This is a genomic window from Candidatus Campylobacter infans, from assembly GCF_013416015.1.
Classification (GTDB): Bacteria; Campylobacterota; Campylobacteria; order Campylobacterales; family Campylobacteraceae; genus Campylobacter; species Campylobacter infans.
Genome location: NZ_CP049075.1, coordinates 1213208 through 1232614 on the forward strand (window position 1 = coordinate 1213208; position 19407 = coordinate 1232614).

Consider the following 19407-nt stretch of genomic DNA (forward strand, 5'->3'; position numbering starts at 1 on the left):
AATTTAGCCTATTAATTTATAGCCTATGCCACGCACTGAAAAAATATGTTTTGGATTTTTTGAATTATCGCCTATTTTGGTTCTTAATCGCCCAATGATCACATCAAGGCTTTTTGAATCTTTATCTTTTAAACTCTTACAATGATAAACTAATTGCTCGCGCGATACCGAAAAGCTATGTTGCTTAATCAAATACTCTAAAATTTCATACTCAGCCGGCGTTAGCGTTAGGACTTTATTATCAAAGCTAATCTCGTGGCGTTTATCGTCTATTTTAAAAATACTATCGCTTGCTTGCTCGCTTGATTGCGTGCTTTTTTTGTAGCGGCGGATTAAGCTAGTAATGCGCGCGTGCATTTCTTTTGGATCATAAGGCTTTGGCAAATAATCATCAGCACCGATTTGTAAGCCAATTACCCTATCATTTACATCTGAGCGCGCCGAACTTATGATGATAGGTATGTCGTATTTTGAGCGTATTTCTTTACAGACTTCAAGCCCATCAAGGCCGGGCAAGGTAAGATCTAAAATCAATAAATCAAAATTTTTGATCCCAGCACTTATGCCAAGGTAAGGATCTTCGTAATTTGTGATTTTGATGTTGTATTTTTCTAAATACTCAGTTAGTGCAGCTGCGAATTCGGTGTCATCTTCTATCATTAGAACATTAACCATGTTTAACTCCTTAAATTTTAGTGCGCTTATTGTAGCTAAAATTGCTAAATTCTAATATAAATTTAATAATTTTAGCTACAATCCCGGCTTTAATTTTATTTTTTAGGATTTAGCTTTGGAATTTGATTATTATGAAATTTTAGAACTCTCACGCACAGCAAGTGGCGATGATATCAAAAAAGCATACAGAAAATTAGCCCTAAAATACCATCCAGATCGCAATCAAGGCGACAAAGAAGCCGAAGAAAAATTCAAACAAATAAACCAAGCCTACGAAGTATTAAGCAACGATGAAAAACGCTCTTTATACGATAAATACGGCAAAGCAGGCTTAGAAAATAGCGGGTTTGGATTTAGCGATATTGATATTAGCGATATTTTTAATACATTTTTTGGCAGGCGAACCGCAAATTCCAGCAGATCGCGTAGCAGTATGCAAGAGATATATGAAGTGGATTTAGAAATTATTATAAATTTAGAATTTAACGAAGCTGTTTTTGGCTGTGAAAAAGAGCTAGAATACAGCTATAAAAGCCCTTGCGATACTTGTAAAGGTAGCGGGGCAAAAGACGGCAAAACAAGCTCTTGTGTGTATTGTGGTGGCGCAGGACAAATACAAATGCAACAAGGCTTTATGAGCATAGTTCAAACCTGCCCGCATTGCTATGGCAGTGGCCAAATGATACAAGATAAATGCGAAGAATGCGATGGCAAGGGCTTTATGGAGCAAAAAAATAATATTAAAATTTCAATCCCAGAAGGCATAGATAATGGCAATAGAATCCGCGTAAGTGGCAAAGGCAATGTAGGCAAATACTCCACAGGCGATTTATATGTGCGCGCAAGGGTAAAAGACCACGATAAATTCATCCGCCACGGCGATGATTTATATATAGAAATTCCTGTGTTTTTCACCCAGGCTTTATTAGGCGAGAGCATTAAAATACAAAATTTAAAAGGCGATGATTTAGATTTAAACTTGCCAGTTGGCACAAAAGATAAAAAGCAAATAATATTTGAAAACGAGGGCGTAAAAAACGCAAGAACCAAGAAAAAAGGCCGCCTAATCGCTCAAATAAAAATCAACACCCCAAATAGCATAAATGACGACCAGCGCGAGCTTTTGGTAAAATTACAAAACAGCTTTGGCATAAAAAGCGGGCAAACTCACGCTGGCGATGATGGAATTTTTGATAGAATAAAGGGCTGGTTTTCTTAAAAATAATTGCTTTAAAATTTGGCTTAAATTTTAAAGCGCAAAGGCAAAAAATGCAAAAATTAAAAGATTATATAATAAATAAAATTTTTTACATCAGCAAACAGCCGGTGCTTTTTGGCGATTTATTAAAGGCAAATGCGCTTTTTAATGAAGGTATGCTAGTAGATCCTGCTAAGCTAAATTATCGTTTTCGCTATGGCTTGCTTTATGGGTTTTATAGCGTGATTTGCGTGCTGATTTTGCTTTTTATGATAGCTCTTGTGCATGAAATTTTAAGAGAAATAGATTTTCATTTTTCTGTGATTTGTACCGCGCTTTTTACAGCTTTTGTGTTTTTGGGTTTTGATGCTTTTAAAATTTGGGCTAGGCGCGAGGTTTCACTAAAACAAATCAAAAAAGCCTGGGCCTTGCATTTTCCGTATTTTCCCTATGAAAAATATTCAAAAATCATAGAGCAAATTTATCACCAAGCACATCAAGATGAAATCCCACGAGGCAAGCTTGAAAAATACATCTTTGATAAATTAGTAGAATACGCACAAAAACAGCAATAAATCTCACAACAAAGGATAAAAATGTTTCAATTTGGCATACATAAAATTTTAATCGCAAACCGCGGTGAAATCGCTATTCGCATAGTAAGAGCGTGCAAGGATTTACACATAGCAAATGTCGCAATCTACACAAAACCAGATGCTGAATGCTTACATGTAAAAGTAGCTGATGAGGCTTATTGCGTTGGCGATGAAGCATTAAAGGGCTATTTAGATCCAGCCAAAATAATCGAAGTAGCCAAGCAATGCGGAGCCGATGCCATACATCCAGGCTATGGCTTTTTAAGCGAAAATTACGAGTTTGCCAAGGCAGTAGAGGATGCTGGGCTAATTTTAATTGGCCCAAAAAGCGAAGTAATTTATAAAATGGGCAATAAAAATGTAGCAAGAAATTTAATGAAAGAAAACGGCATTCCAGTAGTGCCAGGCACTGATCCGCTAAATAATTTAAGCATAGATAAAATCAAATCCTTAGCCAAACGAATAGGCTATCCTGTGATTTTAAAAAGCTCAGGTGGCGGTGGCGGGCGCGGTATTCGCGTGGTTTTAACAGAAAATGAGCTTGAAGAAAATTTTCAAAGTTGCAAGCGCGAAGCAAAGGCATTTTTTAATAACGATGAAGTTTTTATGGAAAAATATGTAGAAAAACCGCGCCACATAGAATTTCAAATTTTAGGCGATAATTACGGCAATATCATACATTTATGCGAGCGCGATTGCTCCATTCAGCGCCGCCATCAAAAGGTGATTGAAATTGCGCCTTGCCCTACAATGAGCGATGATTTACGCAAAAGAATGGGCGTAGCTGCTGTGGCCGCTGCAAAAGCAGTAGGCTACACAAATGCTGGAACGATCGAGTTTTTATTAGATGATTATGATCATTTTTATTTTATGGAGATGAATACACGCATCCAAGTAGAACACGGCGTAACCGAAGAAGTAACAGGCGTGGATTTAATCGCGCGCCAAATCCGCGTAGCAGCTGGGGAGATATTAGATTTAGAACAAAGCGAAATAAAAGCGCGTGGCACAGCCATTGAAGTAAGAATCACAGCAGAAAACGCACAAAAAGGCTTTGCCCCAAGCCCTGGCAAAATCACCGGCTACTTCCCAGCCCTAGGCCCTAGCGTGCGCGTAGATACGCATATTTACGCAAACTACGAAATACCGCCATTTTATGATTCACTCTTAGCTAAACTGATAGTAAAGGGCAGTAGTTATGATTTGGCTGTAAGCAAGCTTGAACGCGCGCTAGATGAGTTTAAGATTGAGGGCGTAATAACCACCTTGCCATTTTTACACGCGATTTCAAGGCGCAGGCATTTTAGAAAGGGCTTTTTTGATACAAGCTACCTTGAAGAGCGCTTAGATGATATTTTAGAAAATACAGCTAGCGAAGATAGCGAGATCATCGCAGCCATCGCAGCAGCAAAATTAAAGGCAGCAAAATGAATGATTTTTTAAGCGATTTAAAGGCTATAAAAGGGCAAATGATAAAACAAAACCCAGCACCAAAAGCCAAAAAAAATCCAAAACAAGATGAGTTTAAAGAAATTTTTAAAGACAAAACCGAGCTAACAGCCGAAAATAAAGAGCAAAAATTTAAACGCTTACAAGATGAATTTAGCGCGTTTATAGAGTATAACAATATAAAAAAGATTTAAAATTTTAAAATATTTGAAAGAAAAATTAAAATTTTAAAGGCTATGTAATTTTAAAATTTAAGGCGCAAATTTTTAGTTTTTACCTTGCTTTAAGCAAAATTAGCTACAATTTGCGCTCATTTTTTAAAAAAGGACAAGCGATGCCAAAGATGAAAACCGTTAAAAGCGCAGCAAAACGCTTTAAAATCGGTAAAAACAAAATCAAGCGTGGCTCAGCATTTCGCAGTCATATCCTAACCAAAAAATCACAAGAGCGCAAACGCAATCTTCGTGGCCCACATTACATTGACAGCACGAACGAAAAAGCCGTACGCGATATGCTTTGTAAATAGTTTTTGACCCCAGTCATTCAAACCGCCAAACTAAATGGCAAAGTCCCAAATGGGCGCCAAATTAAAGGATAATTATGGCAAGAGTTAAAACAGGCGTAGTTAGACGCCGCAGACACAAAAAAATCTTAAAATTAGCGCGCGGGTTTTTCAGCGCACGCCACAAACATTTTAGAAAAGCAAAAGAGCAATTAGAACGCTCATTGGTTTATGCTTTCCGCGATAGAAAGGCCAAAAAGCGTGATTTCCGCCGTCTTTGGATCATTCGCATCAACGCAGCTTGCAGGTTAAATGATATAAGCTATTCTCGCTTTATGAATGGGCTTAAAAAAGCAAAAATCGAACTAGATCGCAAAGTGCTAGCAAACCTAGCCATAAACGATGCTAGCGGATTTAGCAAAATAGTAGAACTTGTAAAACAAGCTCTAAAATAATTCACGGCGCTTTATGCGCCAAGCTCATAAAATTCGCCTTATAATTTAATGCAAAATTTTATCTTTAATGAAAATACCTTAAATTCTAATTTTACCGCAGAATATTTTTTTAAAAATTTACCGCCAAGCTGGCAAAATGTGCTAAAAAACGAGTTTAAAAGCCAATATTTTACTCAAATAATGCACAAGCTAAACACAAACAACACAAAAATTTATCCACCCAAAGAATTAATTTTTAACGCCTTTAATCTCACCTCATTTGATAGTATAAAAGTAGTGATTTTAGGCCAAGATCCTTATCACAAGCCAAATCAAGCCATGGGGCTAAGTTTTAGCGTGCCAAAGGGCGTAAAAATCCCGCCAAGCCTAGCAAATATCTTTAAAGAATTAAAAAATGATTTAGACATCGATACTAGCGCATTTAATGGCGATTTAACACCCTGGGCAAAAAGGGGCGTTTTATTGCTAAATGCTAGCCTAAGCGTAAGCCAAAACGCCCCAAATTCTCACGCTAATTTTGGCTGGCATAGATTTAGCGATACCATCATAAAAACCATAAGCGAGCGCAAAAATCATATAGTTTTTATGCTCTGGGGCAATTTTGCAAGGGCAAAATCTAGCCTGATTGATGGCTCAAAGCATTTGATTTTAGAGAGCGCGCACCCTAGCCCGCTAGCGCGCGGGGCGTTTTTTGGCTCTAAGCACTTTTCAAAATGCAATGAATATTTACAAAAAAACGGCATTTGCCCGGTGCAATGGGATTTAAGATTTTAAAATTTTAAATTATTTTAGCTAGTATTTTTTAAAAATTTTAAATTAAAATTTTAAATTTTTAGACCAAAAATTTGTAAAATTTTGCTAGATTTTGGCTGTGTAAATAGCGCGTTAATGGCATTTTCTAGCAGTATTTTAAAAGCACTAAAATATTTTTTATAAATATTTTAGAAAAAATAGCTAGAAAAAATAAAAAAAGCAAATTAATAATAAAATTTTAATAAATTTAAAATTTTAACAAGCCTAAACTTTCAAAAATATGCTATACTTCGCATTTTTAAGGTTTAAAATGCACGAAAAATTCTCTAAAATAGGTTTTGTTTTGGCTATGGCTGGCTCTGCTGTGGGGCTTGGTAATGCGTGGAAATTCCCCACGATGGTAGGCAATCACGGCGGTTCTGCTTTTATTTTATTGTATTTATTTTTTACTATTTTTGTAGCAGCTGTGGCGTTTTTGGCTGAATCTGCCGTTGGTAAATTAGGCGAGAGCGACACGGTTACGAGCTTAGAACGAATCGCGCCAAGCCATAAAAAAGCGTGGAGTTTGGGCGGATTTTTTATGATAGGTGCTGTGCTGATAGCCTCGTTTTATTTAGTGGTTATTGGCTGGATCGCGTATTATGTGGTTTTGAGTTTTACTACTTTGCCCACGCAAGCAAGCCAAGCGGGAGAAATTTTTAACAATCTAATCTCAAATAACGCCGCAATTGAAATTTTATGTTTTAGCGCGGTTTTTGGCGTGGTGTTTTACACGGTTTCAAAAGGCATAAAAAACGGCATTGAACGCTTAAATATGATAATGATGCCTATGCTTTTAGTTTTGCTTATTTTAATGTTGCTTTATGCCTGCTTTAAGGCTGATGGCTTTACTAGCGCGCTGGCTTTTATTTTTATCCCTGATTTTAATAAAATTTTTGATGCGGAGATTATCCTTCAAGCCCTTGGACTTGCGCTATTTTCGCTATCGATTGGGGTTTGTACTATTTCTACATATTCAGCTAGCTTAAATGAAGATACAAATGTATTTAAATCCGTGCTATCAATCATCGCCATAAATATCGCTGTGGGCGTAATGATGGGGCTTATCGTGTTTTCATTTATCCCTATAAATGCCAGCCAGTCAGCAGCTTCTGGGCCTGGGCTGATTTTTGTATCGCTTTTATCGTTATTTGGTAATCTTGGCATAGTTGGCAATGTGCTTGGGGTAATGTTTTTTATCTCTTTGCTTTTTGCTGGTATAACATCGGCTGTATCGATGATAGAGCCTTTTGTGCTTTATCTTATAAATCATTTTCATTTTACGCGCGTAAATGCCATACTTAGCATAGGCGCTTTTGTGTTTATTTTAGGCGTTCTTTGCGCGCTTTCATACTACGAACCTAGCGCAAATGCTTTGAGTTTTAGTTTTGGCGCTAATAAAGCAAAGCCATTTTTTGATGTGCTAGATTTTTTAACCTCAAATATCTTAATGCCACTTGGTGCGCTGTTTTTTAGCGTTTTTGTTGGCTGGGTGCTTAAAAAAGAAGGGCTTGTAATTTTATTTTCTAACTATGTGAGCGTGAGAATTTTTGAAATTTGGTATTTTTTACTACGCTTTATTTTACCGCTTGGCATTATCGCTGTGGCAATTTATAGCCTAGCAAAAGCCTAAAATATGCTATAATCGCAAACTTTTTTAAGGATAAAAGATGAAAATCATAGAAGGAAACCTAGCCTTAAATGGCAAAGAACGCGTGCTAATCATCAATTCACGCTTTAATCATATAATCACAGATAGATTAGTTGAGGGCGCAAAAGACGCCTTTTTACGCCACGGCGGCGATGAAAAAAACCTAAGCTTAATGCTTGTCCCTGGTGCCTTTGAAATACCACTAGCACTTGAAAACGCCCTAGCAAGCGGTAAATGGGATGGGGTTTGTTGCCTTGGCGCAGTGATTCGTGGCTCTACTCCGCATTTTGATTATGTGAGCGCAGAGGTAACAAAAGGCATAGCAAATGTAAGCTTAAAGCACGCAAAACCCGTAACTTTTGGCGTGCTAACTACCGACAGCATAGAACAAGCCATACAAAGAGCTGGCTCAAAAGCCGGCAACAAGGGCTTTGAAGCGATGACAGGCTTGATAGAATTATTAAGCTTATTTAATGGATTAAACAAATAAATGGCAACCAGACATCAATCCCGCTTTGCTAGCATAAGCTTGCTATACGCACATGAAATGGGGACTTTTAGTGATGAATTTTTAAACGAGTTTTTAGATGAGCAAAAAATCCGCAATGAGCCAAGAAACTTTACTATATCGCTATTTGAGGGCGTTTTAGCAAATCAAATAAATATAGATAATAAGTTAAACTCGCTTTTAAATAAATGGATATTAAATCAAATCGGTGCCATTGAGCGCGCTATTTTGCGCCTTGGCGCGTATGAGCTGATGTTTGCTAACACAGATGCTAAGGTGATAATAAGCGAGGCCGTAGCATTAGCTAGCGAGTTTAGCACCGAAAACTCGGTTAAATTAGTAAATGCCGTGCTTGATAAAATCGCCAAAAATCCACAACTTTTAAGCGCTGATGAAGTAGCAAAATTAAATGAAATTTTAAACGCCGATGATAGCTCTGACAAAGAAATTTTAAATAAAAATATTAAAATTTCAAAAGCCAAAAAAGAAGCTTTCAATAAAAATATCAAAATTTCAAACAAACAAAACAAAAAATCACCAAATAAACGCCCAAGCCAAAAAACCAATAACCCAAAAAATCAGCCAAATTCCTTTAAAAAACGCCCCGCCAAATTTCAAACAAAACGCGTAAAAAAGGACATAAAATGAAGCTTTGCGTAGCTCTTGATTTAGAAAGCAAAAAAGAATGCTTAGAACTTGCTAAATCTTTAAAAGGGCTTGATATATGGCTAAAAATCGGTATGCGCGCATTTTATAGAGATGGGATAAATTTTATAAACGAACTTAAAAAAATTGAAAATTTTAAAATTTTTTTAGATTTAAAGCTTTATGATATACCCAAAACTATGGCAGATGCGAGCTTTGAGCTAGCACAAATAGGCGTTGATATGATAAACTTACACGCAAGCAGCGGAGAAGCCGCAATGAGCGCGGTGATAGACCGCCTAAACCAAGCAAAAACCAGACCCTTAGTGCTAGCAGTTACGGCGCTAACTAGCTTTGATGATGCTAGCTTTAAGAGCATTTATAATGAAAACTTAAACAAAGCCATTTTGCATTTAGCTAAAATTTCAGCAAAAAGCGGGCTTGATGGGGTGGTTTGCTCAGCCTTTGAAAGCGCGCAAATCAAACAAGCCATAAGCAACGAATTTATAACGCTTTGCCCTGGAATTCGCCCTTTTGGCGAGAGCAAAAACGACCAAAAAAGAGTAGTAAGCTTAGAGCTAGCAAAAGAGCAAAAGGCAGATTTTATCGTAATAGGACGCCCAATTTATCAAGCAAAAGAACCACAAAACATAATAAAACAAATTTTAAAAAATATATAATTGCTTTATTTAATGATTTTAAGGCATTTTAGCGCACCTTGCTTTTCGTAAATACTGCGCTTTTTGCTTGATTTATAAATTATAATTAAATTAATTTATTAAAATTTTATTCATAAATTAATGCTTGAATATTTAGCAAAATACTGCTTATAATCTGCCAGAATGCGTGGTGATATTAGCATTAACTTGAATATATTTTTTTAAGTTTAGCTTTTTGAGATTAATGTATTATTTAGGTATTGTTTAAATTTTAATTTTTGCTTGCTTGGCTTATTTTAGAATTTAATATAAATTTTAATCACACATTTTAGCTATTTTATTTGAAATTTCTAAGCTAAGCTCTGGGCAAAAGATATTTTAAGCATAATGTAAGTATTGCTTAGTATAATTGCGCTTTTATTTTTACTGGACAGGTGGGTGAGTTGGCCGAAACCACACCCCTGCTAAGGGTGCAGGTCCTAACCGGGCCTCGAGGGTTCGAATCCCTCCCTGTCCGCCACCATTACGATTATTTCATACTTTCAAGGCAATTTAAAAATATTTTATCGCCCCTATGACTAGGCAATAGGATTATTTTAGTGTATTTTCTAGCTCAAATTAGGTTACGCACGCCTTAGTGTCAATCTCAATCGCCCACGCTGTGCTAAATCCTGCTTTTTTAAAACCAAGCTCAATCCCGCCAATGCCCGCAAATAAGCTACCTATTTTCATTTTTACTCTTTAATTTTTGTATAACACTAAATCTCGGTTAAAATCTTTTAAATTTTGATTTAAATAATTTACATAAACACTATAAATCATTTTTGGCGTAGAATGACCCATTAAACTTGCTAGCCTTACAGGACTGGCGTAATTATTTGCTAGCATAAAAGTAGCGTAAGTATGACGCATAGTATAAGGTCTGCGGTATTTTATGCGTAAATCTGCTAAAATTTGAGCCCAAAATGTTTGAAACACGCAACAATCTTTATACGGGCGGTTATACTGAGTCTGTAATAGATAAATTCTATCTTTATCCTTATTTATAAAATCTCTTAAAATATTTTCAAAACTCTTTAAAATAGGCACTTGTCTTTTGCTTTTTAAAGTCTTAGGTTCGTTCTCTCCAAAGCGTGAGCGTGTAGCATTGATATTTATTATTAAATTGTCTAAATCAATATCTTTAATTTTTAAAGCTAATATCTCACCCGTTCGCATACCAGTAAAAAATCCCAAATATAAAAATATTTGAAAATTCTTAGTATATTGCTTGCTAGCTTGTAATATTGCTTGGACTTCACTATCATTAAATGGATGAATTTTTGGTGTATCGTGATGTAAATTTGCTAAATGTATTAAAGGATTTTTACTTATTACTTCATCTTGTAAAGCTAGCTGAAATATTTGTGATAATGCGCTTATATAATGTTTTTTACTTTTATTGCTTACATCATCTATTGAATTAAGCCAAAGTTTGATAATACTAGGTTTAATCTCATTTATTTTCATATTTGAAAAATAACAAAGCCTATTTTTAACTATACCACAATTTTTATCATAAGTGCTAGCTCTCCAATTTTGCTTACCAAATTTCAAGTAAAGCTCTGCGTAATAATCAAAAGTCATATTTTTATCCTTTAAAATACTTGAATTTCGCTTGAATTATTTAAATTGTGTAAGCCATCAATTTCAAGCTTAATATTAAAATAATCTAACATTGATTGTTTAAGTGTTTTTATAATTTTTAAGCGTTTATAAATTTCATTTTCTACTAGCGCAAAATGCGGAGTATTTTGCTTGCCTAAACTTATGTAATATTGAATTAAATCATAATTTTTAAGCCTATTTGGAAATTTTATTAAAAGAGGCTTCACTTTAAAATCTAACTTTTCTTTTTTAAAGGTTATTTTTACTTTTTTACTTAATGGACTATATAAAGCTTTTTGGTATTCGTGTAGCACTACGCCCTTAATGCTATGTTTAAAAATCCCGTTCTCATAATGAATAAGCTCATCATTAAATACATTTTCAAGTCTAAAATATTGCTTTTTAATGTCCCATTCGCAAATCCAATCAGCATTATTTTTTATAGTGCATAAATTATAAAAATCCTTGAAAAAAAAATTAATTTTTCTATAAATCCATAAAGGAATTTGATGTCGTGAGCTTATAAATCTACGCACTTTATACTTAACATACCAAGATGAAATAGCATTTAAATTTTTAGATTTATTAAAATTTACAAAACTTTTATTTATGTATTTTAAAATATAACCTGACGGATTATTTAAAGTCCATTGAAAACCGTTGATTTCGCCATTAAATATTTGCTCTTTGCTTAAATAATTAGTTTTTAAATTTTGCGATGCGTAAAAAATGTTTTTAAAAGTTTTTAATATGTAATCATGTGCGAACTCAGGGTAAGATAAAAGCGCATGAATGTGTGGCACGCCGTCTTTTTTGTGCGGCTCAAAAGCTCTTATGTAATATTTTTTAAAATTTTTATACTTAGTATGAATTCTCTTAATAAATGTATGCCACAAATGATTTAAAAGATTTATTAAATCATTTATAGTAAATACTTCGTCATTGTTTAGTTTTTCTGCTAAATAATAAGGTAAAAGCCTTTTATCTTGTAATTTAAAGCGTGAAAAATCGCCACGCAGAGCGTCCCTAAAACAACCATTTAATGTAATAGTCAAAAATGAAGTCTTTAAATTTTCATTAAAACAAAAATCTTGTATAGTATTTACTCGGTTATTAAGCTCAGCATAATATCTAGGACTAATATTTGCGCTTAAAGAACAATCAAGCAAGCTTTTAATTTGTCCAAACTGACTAATAAAGCTTTGATTTTCTAGCCACTTTCGTTGTCTTTCTACCTTTAAATTTGCGTTTTTAATATCAATTTTTGAAATGCCAAACTTAATTATTTCATTGTTTGAGTGAAAAACTGACATTTTTTTATTAATTTGACAAGGCGCTGCGCTTTTCGCGCCCGCTACTTCGTAGCGGCCGCTAGAAAGCGCAAGCACAGCGCCAGTATCTAAATCAAATAAATATTCATTATTTAACATAAACACCGACCTTATTATCATTAGAAATTAAAGAATTTTGTTTTTGGCTCTCATAAGCTAACACCTTACCATAAGAATTTGCGCTAGCAACTAAATCTAATAAGTTAGCAATAGAGCTTCTTAATTCGTCAGTGTCGCCATTTTCAAAATAGCAAGATATATCATCGCTAATAAGCTCTAATCTATAAACAAGTCTATTATAAGGTTCTCTATACATTCTAGCCACCTTAAAGAACTTCAATGCTAATGCTTAAAATACTTTCGCTCAACTCTTTATTTTTAGTGCTAAAAATATATTGTAAGATAGGAATATCTTTCAAAATAGGAATGCCCTTTTTAACATCAATGTTAGTGCTTTGATTTATACCGCTTAAAACGATTATTTCGCCTTTTTTCAGCCTGTAATTTGATTTAAGCTCTTTTTTGCTAGTTTTAGGGGTTAAACTATCTCCCGTGCTTAGTAAATTTTCATAAATAAGATTCAAATCTACATCTATCATGTCGCCAACTATTACAGGCTTTAATGTTAGTTTTAAGCCGACATCTCTATATTCATAAGTATTTTGAGTTTGAACGGCAGATTGAGTATAAGTGCTAGTATTACTTAAAAAAGGCAAATTTTTAACTGAACTAAAATTTACTTGTATATTATTTTTAGCCACTAAAAAAAGCGAAGCTTTAATTTTAGTAATATCATTCTTATCTAAAAATTGTAAAACACCATAAAATTCATTGCTTTTTTTAATAACATTGCTAGATTGAGTGTAAGGAACAGTAAGCATATTAAAAAATAATTTAAAATCTTTATGCTCTGATAATTCTAAAAGCGAATTAATCTCAGTGCCACGCTCTTTTAACACATTAGTTTCAGTTTCTAAAATCGTAATTTTAAAGCTTACTTGCTCTTTTTCTTTTGTGTCAAAATTTGGCAAATAACTTATAATTTCACTAAATTGCTTTTCACTAGCTTTAAAAACAGCTGAATTATCTTGCGATATATAAGTAGCGTTTTTTTCATACAAACTAAGAATAGAATTTAACTCATCAAAACTATTGCCAGAAAGTTTAATATAATAAAGATTTTCATTAATAGATGAATTTTCTAAGCTTTCATTATTTACAGCATTTTTTTGATTATCTGTTAAATTATCTATAAAATAAAAATCATCTAATTTTAAAAACCTTAAACCTTGAAGCTCAACCATTTTCTTAAATAAACTCAAAGAAATTTTAGGATTTTTACTACTTGTAAAAAAAATATAATCATCAGGGACAATCGAGCCACTAATTAAAATTTGAGTTTTATTTTCTACACTTGCTAAATCAGCAAATTGTAATAAATTAGACTTAACGATTTGAGCTTTGAGAACCAAAGCCAGCAAAAATGCTATTATCAGAATTTTTTTCATCAGTTTTACCTTTGTATTCAATTTTTAAAGGCTTAAAAACATCATTTTCTAAAAGAAAAGAATATTTAATAAGACCAGAAGTTAATTGTCTAGCAGAGCGATAAAGAATGCGAGTATCATGTATAAGTTTAAAAATTAAATCTCTATCGTATTCATTAATAGAATTTTCAAAAATACAATAAGAATAAGAACAAGTAAAAACAAAATAATAAGAAAGCAATCGCTCTTTATTTTCTAAATTTTGATTAAAATTTTTAACATATTGAGATAAATCATTTTTTGGCAAATTTTGTGCTTGAGACGAAATTTTATTTTCAGGTTGTTTAATGTTTTGTGTATCTGGCGTAAAAAAAGCAGACATAATAACTTTAAAAATAATAAAACAAAAAATAAAAAGAACGAAAGCAATTAAAAAGAATTTTTTTACAGCACTTTTACCTACGCCGTTATTGCCACTATGATAAAGATTAAAAATTTTTTCGTCAAAATCAATATGTAATTTTTTAATTAAATCTTTTTTATACAAATTTGCGGTAGTGTATTGTGAATATCTAAACTTTTTAGAAAATAACCTATGCGAACTATCACTAGCTTTATAAAAGAATTCAGCAACATTTTTATAACAAGGCGCAACTAAACTAAGACTTTGTGTTATAAAATATAATTCTTGGTATAAATGTCTATGATAAGTAAGCCACCAAACCAAAACATCATCAGCATTATTAAAAAAATTATGTATCTCATCAATTACAAATAAAGCTTTATATAAATCTAAATCTTTTAGCAATTCAATTAATTTATTATCGTCTGCTTTTTCAAAAACATAGGAATTATAAACTAAGCTTATTTTTTCGTAAAATTTGTCATATTCAAATTTTTTAATTTTATCGCTTGATTCAAAATTAAACTGATTTATATTTGTGTATGCTACAACAAAGTCTTTATCATCTTTTTTATCATTCTTTTTTAAAATTTTGTCTAAAAAATTAGGCTTATTTTCTTTTATAAAATAATCATATAAAATTTTAACGCCAAAAAAAGTTTTACCTGAGCCGGGATTGCCAACAATGTAAGTAATTGCCATTACTTACGACCTTTAATAGAATTTGCGCTAGCACCAGAGCTTAAATTGAAAAATTCTAATAAAAAGCCTACAACAAGCTGATAAGCCTTAGCAAGCAACAAATAAGTAAATAACGCCAAAAAACCAAAATACAAAGGACTTAACAAAGTCCAAGAATCATCCAAAGCTTTAAAAAATCCTATACTGTTTAATATATCAGTAGCTAAGCCCAAAATATCATTTTCACCGCCACCATTTTGAACAGTATTTATTTCATTTAAAATTCTTTTTACTAAATCATAAATCTTTTTTATAAAATTTAAAAAACCAGTAAAAACTAAAAACATTACAGAAAAAGTGCCTGCCTTAATCAAAGGCAAAAGCATAGATGAAAAAAAAGAACCTACACTGATTTTATCTAAAAACCTAGTTAAAAAAGTAACTGCTATACTACTTAAAAAACCAATTAAACTACCACAAAAACCCCAAATAGCAGCAAAAAAAGCAGGCATAAATAATCCCCTTATTTAGAATGTAATGCTGGTAACAGCATAACTATCAATCTCAAAAAAGAACCTACACCAATAACCAAAAAACTAATAAAAAATACAGCATAAGTAATACTAGACATTTTACTAAGTGGCTCGCATAAATCAATCGTAGCAGTAGAAATGCCAAAATCATAACTTCTAGCACAAGAATTTACATTTTTATGTTTTATAGGACTATTTATAGCAGATTCAAACTCTTCAATAGCACTTTTTGCTGAACTATCAAATTCTTTTAAAAAGCTTTCAAAATCTGAAAATATGCCAAAAAAGCCATCAAAAAAACCATTACTAGCTTTATCAATAGAACCTTCTACATTGTCTAAATCACCTGTACCATAATCAATACCACCATAATTACCACCAGAGCCTGAACCGCCAGAACCATCATTGCCAGAGCCATCGCCGACAGAACCATCACTGCCTGAGCCTGAGCCACCAGAGCCATCGCCGCCTGAGCCTGAGCCACCACCGCCAGAGCCATCACCGCCAGAACCATCGCCGCCAGAACCATCACTGCCTGAGCCTGAGCCACCAGAGCCATCGCCGCCTGAGCCTGAGCCATCGCCGCCAGAACCATCACTGCCTGAGCCTGAGCCACCAGAGCCATCGCCGCCTGAGCCTGAGCCACCAGAGCCATCGCCGCCTGAGCCTGAGCCTGAACCTGAGCCTGAGCTAGAACCACCAGAGCCATCGCCGCCAGAACCATCACTGCCTGAGCCTGAGCCACCAGAGCCATCGCCGCCTGAGCCTGAGCCTGAACCTGAGCCTGAGCTAGAACCACCAGAGCCTTCACCGCTAGAGCCACCACCACCAGGATTAGATATTTCAGGTATTGTTATACCTGCGTTACATTGAGTATTTAAAATTTCAGCACCTTTACGGGCATAAATATCATTTGGATTAGCGTTTAATCTTGAAGTATATTCATAAATTTTTGCTTTGGTAGCAAGGCTATCACAATTATCAGGGTCTTCTTCTTTGTCAAAATCAGGCAAATTAGATTCAACCTTATCATTAGTTAAGCAAATTTTGTCAATACCAGAAAGAGTAGAAGGATTTTTCGTGCTATCTAGCCAAAGCTTATGATCAAACACAATATTGCCATTACCGCATTGTAAAACACAAGATGATGAGTTTAAATACTCGTTAGGAACATTTTTAGAACCCCAATCTTTATATTGCCAATTCACAACTTCAATAGAACCACAATTAACGCCATCAGGACCTTGAACACACGAACCGCTAGAAAAAGATTTTAAACCATCGCCAATAGAATGCCCGATATAATCACTATTATTAATAGTTTTACAATAACATTTAAAACGATCTACTCTATTTGTAATAGTTTCGCAACTATCTACACATTGATTTAAATTTTGAGACCAAAAAAACCCTTTGGACTCATCACAATTTGGAACGCATTCGCCAGTGTCAGTATTAATTTTATTAGGTAAAGAACAACCAGTAAATAAAAAAGTAAAATTATATGCATTTTCATTAGCATCAGAAGCTAAGAAATTTGAATAACCACCATACAATCCAGATCTATTTTGAGGAATACCTAAGCCAACAAGATTTACTGTATAATCTGATTTATAATAAGACTTATCTTTTATACTCCAATCTGGCAAAGTAGGCGTGCCAGAAGAAGCATTTTCGTAAAAATATGAACTCCAAACAGTGCAAACATTATCACTATAAGCAGCTAGGGTAAATTCATTTTCTTCATAACAAGCAAGTTGATCAACTACATTATCATAATCATAAGAAAGGGGCAAACATCTAAGAGAATTTATACTATCAAAAGTTATGCCCCAAGGATTTGAAGGAATACTAGTATTAAAATTCGCATAAAAATATCGATTAGCAAAAAGAATATAATATGCAAATGTATCATTACCGCTTTGGAAAGAACGACCCTTAAAAATAGAAGTAACTTCACTAGTTTTATGAATAACTTCTATTGTTCTATTTTTAAATTTATTTATACATTTTGATAAAGTTTCAGGCAAAACAATATTATCAGGGCGAGCACCATAAACAATACTATTTAAAATAAATAAAAATAATAAAATTTTTTTCATTATATTTATACTATTGAATGCGTATTTTTAAACCGCATCTTTCATTAAATTTGCGGGCAAAAATTTTTGAATACTCATCATTTGGATTTTCTTTTAAAGAATTTAGAATAAACATTAAAAATTTTTCATTCTTACAAAATTCTTTATAATCGCTTTTTATTGATGAAGCATTTAATAAACTTAATTTTAATACCATTAAAACAAAAAAAATTTTTATACATTTTTTCATAAAAACCTACTTTAATAATTTATTTGTAAAAAGCGTAAAAGCTAACAAAACAGGTAATGCCGACACAGTAAAATAAAAAAAGATTGTAAAAAAATAATCAAAAGCAGGAACATCTAAAATATTTAGCATATTCTATGCCTTTGCCAACAAAGATTTTAAAATTCTTTGAGAAGTGCAAATAAGCTTAAACATTTTTAAACAAATCTCAGCATGCTTATTTTCTTTTAAATTCATAAAATACTCATATCTCAAATAATAATTAAAAGCTAAGTCATCAAGCTCTTTTTCATAAAAAAGATGCTCGTAATGAAATCTATTAAGCATAAAATTAAAACCTTTCTAAATTTTAAAGGGGTAAAAATTTTAATCAATCAGAGAAAAATAATCAGTCTTAAAACTATCATCAAAATTGCCAAAAGAAACAAATTTTTTTAAATTTTGGTAACTTTCTAAACAAAAATCACAATAACTAGAAGGCATTTCATATTGTTTAGAATCAATAGCCAATCTATGAAAAGTACAAGTGCTAAGAACTAAACCAACAAGGACATTAAAATAATGCGCTGGATTTTCATACATAGTTACTTTATAATTATTGTGAGAAATAATTTTATGTTTAAAATAATCTTTAATGTTAAAGCAATAGTAAAAAAAACATTCTTTTTTTTCTGGGTTATAAACAGGAAAAGCAGTTAAATTACAATATTTTGATTCTTTTTTCATTTCAGGTAAAAATTCGCGCGCAACTTTTAAATACTCTTCATTAAAAACATAATAAAATTTTTGAAAATCAACAAATTTAACCAAATCGGTTTTATTATTCATCAGTGTAACCTTTTAAAAAATTAAGCTTTTATATTAGTAACAATATAAAAACTAATAAACATAAAACAAAAACCAACCAAAATACCAGTAAGAGACATTAAAAAAGCATAATCACTCATCAACAAATCAGTTAAAATATGTTTATTACTTTCTAAATTATTCATTTTGTTAATCTTTATTTAAAACATTAAATGCAAAAAGCACAGACTTAGCAGCAGCGCAAAAAGCAATAAGAACACCAAAATAACTATTTATAAATAAACCAAATTTAACAAAAGATATATCCATAAAATGCCTTCTATGCCCTGCAAAAGCAGAGCATTAAAATTAACGAATAAGAGCAATGCCTTTTTTAGCGGCCCACATAACAGCGCAAGCAGTTATTACTAAACCTGCAATGCCCATAAAAGTATCAGTGCTCAAAGAACCTGTAACAGAGCCATCAGTGTTCATAGTAACAGCAGCAGAAGCACTACTAGCAACAGCAGAAACTAATGCAACACCTGCAAGAATTTTAGTTTTTAAACTAGAATTTTCTTTCATCGCTTAACCTTTCAAAAAAAATTGACTATCACTGCCAGCATCGTTAATAGCCTTAATCAAAAGCCCAAAAAAGGGCTTTTTGTTAAAACTATTTAGAAATTGATTTTTTCTCAGATAAATTTTTAACATTTACTACAGACACTTCAAATGAACCATCATTGCGCCTTACAGGCAAATCAGCTTCTAAATATATAGGGCGTTTATTAATTATTTCTTTTTGTAATTGCATTGCTAAATTACCTGCTTCTTTATCATCAGGGCAAGAAATTTTAAAGCTTAATTGTCTATCAAAACTATTAGCAAAGCCTGTATCAGTATCGATTGTATCGTTTTGAATAATGTTAGTGCAGATGATTCTAACACTTGAACCATAATCGACTATTTCGCCTGAGTCGTTTTTAAACTTGCCTGATTTAACGGCTTTCACATAGCCACCTAATACTTCGTAAGAGATTGTGAATTGATGCTGCAATATCATCAGTTATCCTTTAAATTG

The 19407-nt window shown here is 33.0% G+C and carries 24 protein-coding genes, 1 tRNA gene and 2 pseudogenes; 12 read left to right on the forward strand and 15 right to left on the reverse strand.

Annotation, left to right across the window (positions count from 1 at the left end):
- Positions 1–3: 3 nt before the first annotated feature.
- On the reverse strand, positions 4–675 hold the full coding sequence (locus tag CINF_RS06045) for a response regulator transcription factor (RefSeq protein ID WP_178695288.1): 672 nt from the start codon (positions 673–675) through the stop codon (positions 4–6).
- A 115-nt stretch (positions 676–790) separates the two neighbouring features.
- Between CINF_RS06045 and dnaJ the strand changes: the two genes are divergently transcribed.
- The 12 genes and pseudogenes from dnaJ to CINF_RS06105 all read left to right on the forward strand — a co-directional run bounded on the left by dnaJ (position 791) and on the right by CINF_RS06105 (position 9650).
- Entirely contained in the window at positions 791–1894 is a 1104-nt protein-coding gene (gene dnaJ, locus CINF_RS06050; RefSeq protein WP_179974873.1) for a molecular chaperone DnaJ, read from the forward strand.
- A 50-nt stretch (positions 1895–1944) separates the two neighbouring features.
- A complete protein-coding gene (locus CINF_RS06055; protein WP_178695290.1) occupies positions 1945–2448 on the forward strand; it encodes a hypothetical protein in 504 nt (167 codons plus the stop codon).
- A 21-nt stretch (positions 2449–2469) separates the two neighbouring features.
- A complete protein-coding gene (locus tag CINF_RS06060) occupies positions 2470–3900 on the forward strand; it encodes an acetyl-CoA carboxylase subunit A (protein ID WP_178695291.1) in 1431 nt (476 codons plus the stop codon).
- Positions 3897–4112 (forward strand): hypothetical protein, encoded by a 216-nt coding sequence (locus tag CINF_RS06065; protein WP_179974874.1) that lies wholly within the window; start codon positions 3897–3899, stop codon positions 4110–4112. Before CINF_RS06060 ends, CINF_RS06065 begins: the two co-directional genes overlap by 4 nt.
- Positions 4113–4252: 140 nt before the next feature.
- The gene (gene rpmI / locus CINF_RS06070) at positions 4253–4444 is read left to right on the forward strand and encodes a 50S ribosomal protein L35 (RefSeq protein ID WP_178695293.1); all 192 of its coding nucleotides are present in this window, start codon (positions 4253–4255) and stop codon (positions 4442–4444) included.
- Positions 4445–4518: 74 nt separating this feature from the next.
- Positions 4519–4875 carry a 50S ribosomal protein L20 gene (gene rplT, locus CINF_RS06075; RefSeq protein ID WP_178695294.1) on the forward strand — a complete coding sequence of 119 codons (357 nt, stop codon included), beginning with the start codon at positions 4519–4521 and terminating at the stop codon, positions 4873–4875.
- Positions 4876–4923: 48 nt separating this feature from the next.
- Positions 4924–5649, forward strand: a complete 726-nt coding sequence (gene ung, locus CINF_RS06080) for a uracil-DNA glycosylase (RefSeq protein WP_179974875.1) — start codon at positions 4924–4926, stop codon at positions 5647–5649.
- A gap of 289 nt (positions 5650–5938) precedes the next feature.
- The gene (locus CINF_RS06085) at positions 5939–7300 is read left to right on the forward strand and encodes a sodium-dependent transporter (RefSeq protein ID WP_179974876.1); all 1362 of its coding nucleotides are present in this window, start codon (positions 5939–5941) and stop codon (positions 7298–7300) included.
- Between the two features lie 37 nt (positions 7301–7337).
- Entirely contained in the window at positions 7338–7808 is a 471-nt protein-coding gene (ribH, locus tag CINF_RS06090; RefSeq protein ID WP_179974877.1) for a 6,7-dimethyl-8-ribityllumazine synthase, read from the forward strand.
- A pseudogene (nusB, locus tag CINF_RS08990) lies at positions 7809–8195 on the forward strand (transcription antitermination factor NusB); the annotation flags it as partial. It abuts the gene before it with no gap.
- Between the two features lie 275 nt (positions 8196–8470).
- On the forward strand, positions 8471–9151 hold the full coding sequence (pyrF, locus tag CINF_RS06100; protein ID WP_179974879.1) for an orotidine-5'-phosphate decarboxylase: 681 nt from the start codon (positions 8471–8473) through the stop codon (positions 9149–9151).
- 407 nt (positions 9152–9558) lie between these two features.
- Positions 9559–9650, forward strand: a tRNA-Ser gene (locus tag CINF_RS06105).
- Between the two features lie 101 nt (positions 9651–9751).
- On the opposite strand, the pseudogene CINF_RS06110 reads toward CINF_RS06105, so the two are convergent.
- The 14 genes and pseudogenes from CINF_RS06110 to CINF_RS06175 form a co-directional block, all read right to left on the reverse strand.
- Positions 9752–9862, reverse strand: a pseudogene (locus CINF_RS06110) (DNA cytosine methyltransferase); the annotation flags it as partial.
- Positions 9863–9871: 9 nt separating this feature from the next.
- Positions 9872–10756: a tyrosine-type recombinase/integrase gene (locus CINF_RS06115; protein ID WP_179974880.1), complete on the reverse strand. Its 885-nt coding sequence runs from the start codon at positions 10754–10756 to the stop codon at positions 9872–9874.
- Between the two features lie 11 nt (positions 10757–10767).
- Entirely contained in the window at positions 10768–12207 is a 1440-nt protein-coding gene (locus CINF_RS06120; protein WP_179974881.1) for a replication endonuclease, read from the reverse strand.
- Positions 12197–12424: a hypothetical protein gene (locus CINF_RS06125; RefSeq protein ID WP_179974882.1), complete on the reverse strand. Its 228-nt coding sequence runs from the start codon at positions 12422–12424 to the stop codon at positions 12197–12199. Before CINF_RS06125 ends, CINF_RS06120 begins: the two co-directional genes overlap by 11 nt.
- A 10-nt stretch (positions 12425–12434) precedes the next feature.
- Positions 12435–13616: a type II secretion system protein GspD gene (locus CINF_RS06130; RefSeq protein ID WP_179974883.1), complete on the reverse strand. Its 1182-nt coding sequence runs from the start codon at positions 13614–13616 to the stop codon at positions 12435–12437.
- The gene (locus CINF_RS06135) at positions 13555–14700 is read right to left on the reverse strand and encodes a zonular occludens toxin domain-containing protein (RefSeq protein ID WP_179974884.1); all 1146 of its coding nucleotides are present in this window, start codon (positions 14698–14700) and stop codon (positions 13555–13557) included. The genes CINF_RS06130 and CINF_RS06135 overlap by 62 nt, the downstream gene beginning before the upstream one ends.
- Positions 14700–15191: a hypothetical protein gene (locus tag CINF_RS06140; RefSeq protein WP_179974885.1), complete on the reverse strand. Its 492-nt coding sequence runs from the start codon at positions 15189–15191 to the stop codon at positions 14700–14702. Before CINF_RS06140 ends, CINF_RS06135 begins: the two co-directional genes overlap by 1 nt.
- 11 nt (positions 15192–15202) lie before the next feature.
- Complete coding sequence (locus tag CINF_RS06145) at positions 15203–17314, reverse strand: hypothetical protein (protein WP_179974886.1); 2112 nt, start codon at positions 17312–17314, stop codon at positions 15203–15205.
- A 10-nt stretch (positions 17315–17324) separates the two neighbouring features.
- Entirely contained in the window at positions 17325–17543 is a 219-nt protein-coding gene (locus CINF_RS06150) for a hypothetical protein (RefSeq protein ID WP_179974887.1), read from the reverse strand.
- A gap of 132 nt (positions 17544–17675) precedes the next feature.
- A complete protein-coding gene (locus CINF_RS06155; RefSeq protein ID WP_179974888.1) occupies positions 17676–17867 on the reverse strand; it encodes a hypothetical protein in 192 nt (63 codons plus the stop codon).
- Positions 17868–17906: 39 nt separating this feature from the next.
- Complete coding sequence (locus CINF_RS06160; RefSeq protein ID WP_179974889.1) at positions 17907–18368, reverse strand: hypothetical protein; 462 nt, start codon at positions 18366–18368, stop codon at positions 17907–17909.
- A 20-nt stretch (positions 18369–18388) separates the two neighbouring features.
- A complete protein-coding gene (locus tag CINF_RS06165; protein ID WP_179974890.1) occupies positions 18389–18532 on the reverse strand; it encodes a hypothetical protein in 144 nt (47 codons plus the stop codon).
- Positions 18533–18695: 163 nt separating this feature from the next.
- Positions 18696–18911 carry a hypothetical protein gene (locus tag CINF_RS06170; protein WP_179974891.1) on the reverse strand — a complete coding sequence of 72 codons (216 nt, stop codon included), beginning with the start codon at positions 18909–18911 and terminating at the stop codon, positions 18696–18698.
- 88 nt (positions 18912–18999) lie between these two features.
- The gene (locus CINF_RS06175; protein ID WP_179974892.1) at positions 19000–19389 is read right to left on the reverse strand and encodes a hypothetical protein; all 390 of its coding nucleotides are present in this window, start codon (positions 19387–19389) and stop codon (positions 19000–19002) included.
- Positions 19390–19407: the final 18 nt, after the last annotated feature.